Here is a 7,456-nt window from a genome sequence, read left to right on the forward strand (position 1 = left end):
CCTCAACTTCCTCAAAACTCAGCGTGGTTCAACCCTGTTGTTCAAAATAAGTCAATAAACCTTTAGTTAGATTGTAAAATTAAATGATGCTAGCTTTGCATCGTGTTTTCCGTCTAATAACGAAGCATTCACCGAAAAAAATTATTCATTAATGTTGCAAATGAATTTAGAAACTCTTTACTGAAACTGGATAGTAGAAAAAAACTATTGTCAAAGTTCAATTGAGACACGCCATATGCTTTTCCCATATAATCAAAATCCAACACTTCGTTAGTTATATCTTTAATTTCAGTTGTTATTCCACTCATAGGGAGCAAAGATTTTACTCTATCATTTTTTTTTGCGAAATTATGGACAATAGAATTCCTCAAAACACCGCAATTTTTTATATGAGTCCACTCAGACAACCGATGCGGGAAATAGATATTCGCTACACTTAAAATATAATTACTAGCTTTAACTACTTTAGATCCGTAATTATTTTTATCCTCTATAAAAGATTCAACGCTTAGAGAAATCCTTTTAATTACTTCCAATGTTTTGCACATTTTAATGAGAATATGTTCTAAGAATCCATAAAGCGTAACAAATACTGAATTTCTTAATGTTATAGGAAACCAGTAAGATTCATTTTCCATACCATAAAAATCGTAAGAATCACCTTCATGGTACACTGTATAATGCGATTGTTTAACCATATCCTTTATTTGGAGTTCACTAACTTCTATATAATTAGATGTCTGATTTAGGAAATCCCTTATTTCAAGCTTCAGCTTACAAAATTCACTTATAGTGCTACTCAACTGGTTCCACTCCTTTCATCTAATCTCATGTCCAGCTGATCGACTCCACCGCAGCTTCTAAATCCTCCGCACCAGGTGTCGTGTAAATCATCGTCATGGAAATATTAGGTGTCCCATCTTCTTTATAGTGCCCCATCAACATGGCCACTTTTTGGAGATCGTTTCCTGCAGCAACTAAGTCGTGTCCAAACGTATGCCGGAGGCTGTGACAGGATAGATGTTCAATCTTCGTTCGAACACGATATTTCTCAACAATGTGTTGTATTCCACGGACAGAGAACTTTTTAGAGCGTTGAGATACAAATACATACGGGCTGTTATCGATCCGGTCTGCCAGATAACTTTCCAATGCAGACCGAACCTCTGCATTAAGGGGAACCTCCCGATCCTTATAACCCTTCCCACGAATATATGCGCTCCCCGTTCGTGGACTCATAGTTAGTTCGGTCTTCAGGAGATCGCTCAGTTCATGTACACGCAATCCAGCTCGTACCATCACTATAACAATTGCATAGTCCCTCTTATCCGCGCTTTTACGTACCTCTCTTAGAAACGCGTTTTGGTCATTTCGGGAAAGCCATTTAGGAGTTCGGCGAGCTGCAGGAGGTTTTTTTATTGGCCCAACCGGATTATCTGGGATAAATCCCTTTTGAGCAAAAAAACGAAAGATGGCATTGAGGTGAACAAAATAGAGTTGCATCGTGCCTGGTGATGCTGGCTTACCTCCTCTTCCTCCGGAAATAAGCATTTCTTTTTTGAAATCAGAAATATCCTTTTGCGTTGCCATTCCTGGATCTCTTAAACCTGGATTACTCTTCATAATCCATTTGGAAAATACATTCCACGTTGACTGGTAATTTGTTACTGTCCGTTCGGCTACTCCCGACTGATCTAGCTGCAAAATAAAATGGTCGAACATTTGTGACATTTGAACTCCTTCTTTTGCATTTTATAAAAGACGACAAGATTTTTCGTTCTTATGAAACGGTAGAATGCAGGTTTGTTTCTTCCATTATATCACAACTTGTCATCTTCTGTATAGAGAAGACGACGAGTTTCAAGTAAATAAATACCTCTTGTATTCGTTTATTGATTTCGTGATATAATAAGAACAAATGTTCTTCATTCGGAAGGAGTTACCATTAAAATGGATTACAGTCAGTTTCCTCAGCATAAAGTGCTCTGTATCGACATGAAATCTTTTTACGCTTCGGTTGAAGCCGTAAACCGTAATTTGGATCCACTGACTACCCTACTCGCGGTTGTTGGAGATACTGAACGATCGGGAAGTATCGTGCTTGCCGCCTCCCCAGCGTTAAAACGTGAATTTAACATCAAGACCGGAAACCGATTATTTGAAATCCCAAAAGACCCACGTATTCATATCGTACCTGCACGCATGGGATTATACTTAGAAACGTCTATGGCGTTCACAAAATTGCTCAATCAGTACGTCCCAATCGAAGCTATTCATACCTACTCCGTCGATGAAAGCTTCTTTTTTTGTCAGGGCCTTGAGCGTACGTATGGGAGTGCTTACGACATTGCCAAACACATACAAATGAACATTCTCCAGCAACTAAAACTTCCCTGCGCGATAGGAATCGGACCCAACAAGGTTGTCGCAAAAATGACAATGGATTGTATCAGCAAAAAGGTTGGGATCGCGGAGTGTAGATATGAGGATGTACAACGTTTATTGTGGCCGCTGCCTATCGGGGACATTTGGGGAATCGGGTCAAAGATGAAGCGACATTTAAACCGTCTTGGCATTATGACTCTTGGAGATCTTGCACAATATCCACTGGACATCTTAAAAAGGAGGTTCGGGGTGATGGGTGAGCAGCTTTACTATCATGCCTGGGGAATCGATTTAAGTCCGGTGCTTGTGGATCCCAGGGAAGATGTACGTAAAGGTTTCTCAAACGGCATCACCCTCATGAGAGACTATAGTAAGGAAGAAGCTTTAACGGTGATTTATGAAATTTCCGATAAGATTGCTACCAGGCTTCGGCAAATAAATAAGGCGGCAAGAACGGTATCTTTAGCCATAGGCTATAGCAAAACGGAAGAGATCCGTGGGTTTAATCATTCGACTACGCTCCCTGAAGCAACTAATATTTCTAAACATCTATCTCGCGCATGTATTGCAATAATGAATAAAGAAAACATAAGTGGCTTGATCCGCACTGTTCATATATCTGTGACAAACTTGGTAAGTGATGAGGTCATTCAACTCGATCTATTTACAGGTCCGGAGGATGAAAAGCTACTCCGACTTGGTAAGGCTCTAGATGGTATTCAATCCAGATACGGCAAGGCCTCCGTTATGAGGGCTTGCTCGCTAACTGAATCCGGTACCGCGATAAGTAGTGCTCAAAAAATTGGAGGACATACACAATGATCCATGATCGCGGTCACAAAAAATGGACTTCCCTCATGATCCCTGAGCACACCGCCATGTTGCAACAATGGGTAGCTGAACAAGAGGATATACGGCAACCGGTATTAGATGAGGATCGTCTTGAAGAATTAAATACACTTCTCATGCACTCCTGGAGTGATCAACGATCGATACAAGTACACTACTACAATAATAAGCGATTCCATGACATTCGCGGCTGCATTCGCTCCATCGATCCGCATACCCATACGTTAACCCTTTTAGATTTAGCTGGAGATAAAACGTGCATCTCCTTATACGATATTCAAGATTTAATCCCATATTAATAACAAGAAATAGCATGTGGCCACGTTTGCGCCACATGCTATTTTTGATTTGTTCGACCACTATCAAATTACCATTTGGAATATATTCAATCATAAAATCTACAATCTTATTAAATACGATAATTTTAGGCGTATTACTAATTTATGAGGAAGAGGTGATTAAATGAAGTTGAAAATAAAAACTAAAAACGGAACATCGTTTGAACTACAACTAAGCTTATATGCATTAATTGGATTATTAAAATAATCAAATCATTGCTATTCTCAGTCATTATACGTTTTTATTTAAGGTTTTAATCATTTTCGGCACCAAAAAAGTATAAAAGTATATTTGGTGCCGAAGATGATAGTATTCACTCGGTTCTAGTGTCTTAAGAGCGTGTCTATATCACATTCAATTTCTAATACATTCACCGATGGATATCCAGTTGCATTAATTGGGTAATAAGCGTTAATAATGAGGATGTGTACATAGACATGGAGGGTTTATTAAATATGAAACATAGCGTGGTTTCTAGCTGTGATTATATGGACTGCACCTATAGTAAAATAACCTTTGTCCTTGATGCGACTTCTTCAGAGGCTGCATTTGAAACAGCAAACGTACTTAATAGAGAATCTACGAAGATTTGCCCCATTTGTGGTCAACTACTCGGTTATTTCCCCTCTGACGAGGATGATCCAGAGAAATGAAAAAAACCTTTACCAAAAGGTAAAGGTTTTATTCGAGGCCCACCATGGGGCATGATCTGTGTTTCTGCGGCCCACCATGGGGCATGTGTTTTCGTTCCGTCTTTACTACTGTAAATAAACAATATCATATATCCTTGGGAAATACAACATTAATCTATTTTAAATTAGGCTGTTACTTCATCGGATTTGATTTCAGAGGTTACAAATTTTTCGATAGCATCTTGAATCACTATATATGCATCTTTCCGTACTTCGTCACGCTCTTTTACAAAAGTCTCAGTGTCTGGATCCCAAATCGCTTTTGCTTCTACCCAATCTTTAATTACATTATTACGAGTTGAATCCATTAATTGAAATGGTTTTCGATGCAAATTAAATTCCTGTTCGCTATCATAGAGTCGGTATACCACCAAATCCTTAGTATTTTCAATTTCTATGATTGGTCTGTGTAAGTGCTGATACTGTAGTTCTGGATCATCAAACATAGGTAAGCGATCAGAGAAGCTATTCCGGATGTATTTTGAACTAAGAGATTCTTCTTTTAAACCGTAGATGCGGAATCCTTCCATTACTCGTTTTTGCTGAAGTAGTGATAATTTTACCAATTCTTTTTTATCTGAAGTAGGATTAAAATGACGAGCAGTTCTAATACGTTTACGGCTCACACTCGTGATTTGGTTCATCAACACAACCGTCTCTCCACTCAGAAATCCAACCTTCCCGATATTGAAAGTCTCTCCGGTTTCCAAAGTAGATGCTGGCTTAAAACTCGTTGTAGGGATAATACTGATATGATCTCTTTTTCTGTCCGCATTCCAAACAATTCCGTAGTGTATATTGTCTAATTCGGATCCTAAACCAGCAAAATTTACTCGAACGATCATATATTGACTGACTACAGGTTTTAACTCTCCTGTTCTGTCATCTTTTATTGAGTGTTTTTTAGCCGAATCTACATATCTACTAATTCTGTCCAAGGTATCTAACCTAGTATATGCAGGAGTAGTGGAATCGTCCACTATTTGGGATAGTGTTTTCGCAAGTTTCTTTAATTGAGAATCTAGGATTAAACCATTAGAAATACCTAGCATTTCTGAACGTTCAAATTCTTCAAGATCCAATATATTACGCAAAAATTTCTCCAGCAACTATTTCCACTTCTTTCCTATAGTTTTGAAGCTATATTTTACCACGTAATTAGACAAATATTATATAATCCAGCTAATCTGATCGATGATCCACATTTCATGAGACTAATTGAACTTTTTCACGGCATCTTTAATTACATTAGTAAGCGTTGCTTCAGTTATCTCCATCTTTCCATTGATAATTAATGTTGAACTAACTACAGCATCATTTTTCAGCTCATTATAATGCCCATCTAAGTTTTCAGATTTTACATCTAAGTAAACTGCATATCCTTCAATATAATCTTTTTCAGAATAGATTTTTGTCAGCATAATGTACCCTTGATTTTCACCTAATGGAAGAGAATAATTTTTCTTTGCTATTAATTTTTCACCGTTACCATTTCCGGGTTTATATAATATTCCTTGTGCATTTTCTGGCATTGTAAATATAAGGTGTTCATTCGCTACTCTCATATTATTCTTAAAGAGTACCTTTCCAAGCTCAGTATATTGACCCCATTTTAATTCTTTCCCTGAAGAATCAGGTTCCGCTTCACCTGATGTGCTGTTCGAGGTTGTGATACTAACAAGATATTTCTCGACATTCCATTCTACTTTTGCATTCAACGCTTCAGAAACAAATCTAAGAGGAACAAACGTCCGATTTTCTTTAATTCGTACCGGTACATCTAATATAATTTTTTTCCCATTTGCTAGTACTATCTTACTATCTACTTTCATACTTATGTTCTTTCCATCTTTATCGATTAGAACTGTTTTATTTTTATAATCAACCTTTGCTCCAAGTGCTTCCGATACGAACCTCACCGGGATCATAACTCTACTACCTTCCACATAAGGTTTTGCATCTGGAAATGATAATAGTTTTTTATTTACTACTACACTTACAGCTTTCGATGATGCTGAGACAGTTCCACTAAGAACAGTTACCATCACTACGCACAAGATCAAAAATAATGACTTTTTCATAAATATAAACACTCCTTTTCCGTGTCGAATTATTACATAGTTTAATTATACTTAATTTAACCTTGATGGTATTGTAATTATTTAATTACTTGATAGACTCCGATTTAAAACCTTCTGACCAGTAGATTCAATTCCAATATACAAACACTTTACTTGAACGGGACCTTGTCTTAATTTATATTCAGGTACATAAACCAATGCTGTTAATTCCTCTTTACGACATTCTTTGAAGCACCAGATATTAACCCCTATAGTTGTTATAAAAATAAAGAAACCAATTAAATCTATCATTTCATTTCTCTCCTGTCATTGTATAATAGAGAGACGTGGGATCGGCAAATTTCACGTCTCATTACCTGGTCGATTGCCTAAGCAGTCGGCCCTTTTTCTTTTCTTTTTTCTTCTTCAAACAAATTATGAAGATTATCAATTTCTCTGGAAACCTGTAAAATAACCTTGGAATCTAAAAAATTGGTTACTGATAATTCATTTAACTCTTTTCTCTTTTTTTCGATGGCACTCTGTATTTGATCCTTTTTAGTTATTTTATGAACTAACATTTATTAGATCTCTCCTCCCCAAAAGGACTCTTTAATGTTATTTTATACCAATTTATTCAAGCTGTCTATACTTTAGTACAAATTTATTTACTATTGTAAAGAATGATTTCCCTTAATAAAATATTTTGTGTTATATTAACTATGAGGTGATCTGTATGTTCTCTTTTGAACCCTTCCGTATTTGGTGTGTAAAAAACAAAAAAACCAACGGAGAAGTAATGAATGATTGTGATATCTCTTCAAGGACTTATGCAAAAATTAGTAAAGATAGATTTCCTATTCGAAGTGACATAATAGAATCTTTATGTAGAACTTATCATTTGAAAATTGAAGAAGTTATTGTTTTCAATCCTGATTCTAAATTAATTTCTAAAAATAAAGACAAGAGCCTATAAGCTCTTGTCTTTATTTTTTTGCTGAGAGCAGATTAATATTTGGACATTCCCTCGATTATGTCCAACTCTTTTCTATTGGCCGGTTACTGGCTGCTACTGAAGACGAATCACATCATGCTACAACTCCCACAGATCCTGGTCCTCCGGATCCGCAG

General features: G+C 36.8%; 10 protein-coding genes. 4 read left to right on the top strand and 6 right to left on the bottom strand.

Annotated features, from left to right (window positions below; genetic code table 11):
- Positions 1-128 precede the first annotated feature (128 nt).
- On the bottom strand, positions 129-803 hold the full coding sequence (locus tag BW961_RS28915; protein ID WP_068590990.1) for a hypothetical protein: 675 nt from the start codon (positions 801-803) through the stop codon (positions 129-131).
- Positions 804-828: 25 nt separating this feature from the next.
- Entirely contained in the window at positions 829-1,731 is a 903-nt protein-coding gene (locus tag BW961_RS28920) for a tyrosine-type recombinase/integrase (protein ID WP_068590989.1), read from the bottom strand.
- Between the two features lie 219 nt (positions 1,732-1,950).
- Between BW961_RS28920 and BW961_RS28925 the strand changes: the two genes are divergently transcribed.
- The 3 genes from BW961_RS28925 (at position 1,951) to BW961_RS28935 (ending at position 4,226) form a co-directional block, all read left to right on the top strand.
- The gene (locus tag BW961_RS28925) at positions 1,951-3,207 is read left to right on the top strand and encodes a Y-family DNA polymerase (RefSeq protein WP_068590986.1); all 1,257 of its coding nucleotides are present in this window, start codon (positions 1,951-1,953) and stop codon (positions 3,205-3,207) included.
- A complete protein-coding gene (locus BW961_RS28930; protein ID WP_068590984.1) occupies positions 3,204-3,533 on the top strand; it encodes a YolD-like family protein in 330 nt (109 codons plus the stop codon). The genes BW961_RS28925 and BW961_RS28930 overlap by 4 nt, the downstream gene beginning before the upstream one ends.
- Before the next feature lie 495 nt (positions 3,534-4,028).
- Complete coding sequence (locus BW961_RS28935) at positions 4,029-4,226, top strand: hypothetical protein (protein WP_068590982.1); 198 nt, start codon at positions 4,029-4,031, stop codon at positions 4,224-4,226.
- A gap of 164 nt (positions 4,227-4,390) precedes the next feature.
- Here BW961_RS28935 and BW961_RS28940 read toward each other — a convergent pair whose 3' ends face one another.
- From BW961_RS28940 to BW961_RS28955, 4 genes are all read right to left on the bottom strand, one after another.
- Positions 4,391-5,359 (bottom strand): hypothetical protein, encoded by a 969-nt coding sequence (locus BW961_RS28940; protein WP_068590981.1) that lies wholly within the window; start codon positions 5,357-5,359, stop codon positions 4,391-4,393.
- A 120-nt stretch (positions 5,360-5,479) separates the two neighbouring features.
- Positions 5,480-6,346, bottom strand: a complete 867-nt coding sequence (locus BW961_RS28945; protein WP_068590979.1) for a copper amine oxidase N-terminal domain-containing protein — start codon at positions 6,344-6,346, stop codon at positions 5,480-5,482.
- Between the two features lie 81 nt (positions 6,347-6,427).
- On the bottom strand, positions 6,428-6,637 hold the full coding sequence (locus BW961_RS28950) for a hypothetical protein (RefSeq protein ID WP_068590977.1): 210 nt from the start codon (positions 6,635-6,637) through the stop codon (positions 6,428-6,430).
- A 77-nt stretch (positions 6,638-6,714) separates the two neighbouring features.
- Positions 6,715-6,906: an aspartyl-phosphate phosphatase Spo0E family protein gene (locus BW961_RS28955; protein WP_068590975.1), complete on the bottom strand. Its 192-nt coding sequence runs from the start codon at positions 6,904-6,906 to the stop codon at positions 6,715-6,717.
- A 155-nt stretch (positions 6,907-7,061) separates the two neighbouring features.
- On the opposite strand from BW961_RS28955, the gene BW961_RS28960 reads away from it, so the two are divergent.
- Positions 7,062-7,301 (top strand): helix-turn-helix domain-containing protein, encoded by a 240-nt coding sequence (locus tag BW961_RS28960; RefSeq protein WP_068590973.1) that lies wholly within the window; start codon positions 7,062-7,064, stop codon positions 7,299-7,301.
- Positions 7,302-7,456: the final 155 nt, after the last annotated feature.

The sequence above is a fragment of the Paenibacillus macquariensis genome, from assembly GCF_900156375.1.
Classification (GTDB): domain Bacteria; phylum Bacillota; class Bacilli; order Paenibacillales; family Paenibacillaceae; genus Paenibacillus_AQ; species Paenibacillus_AQ macquariensis.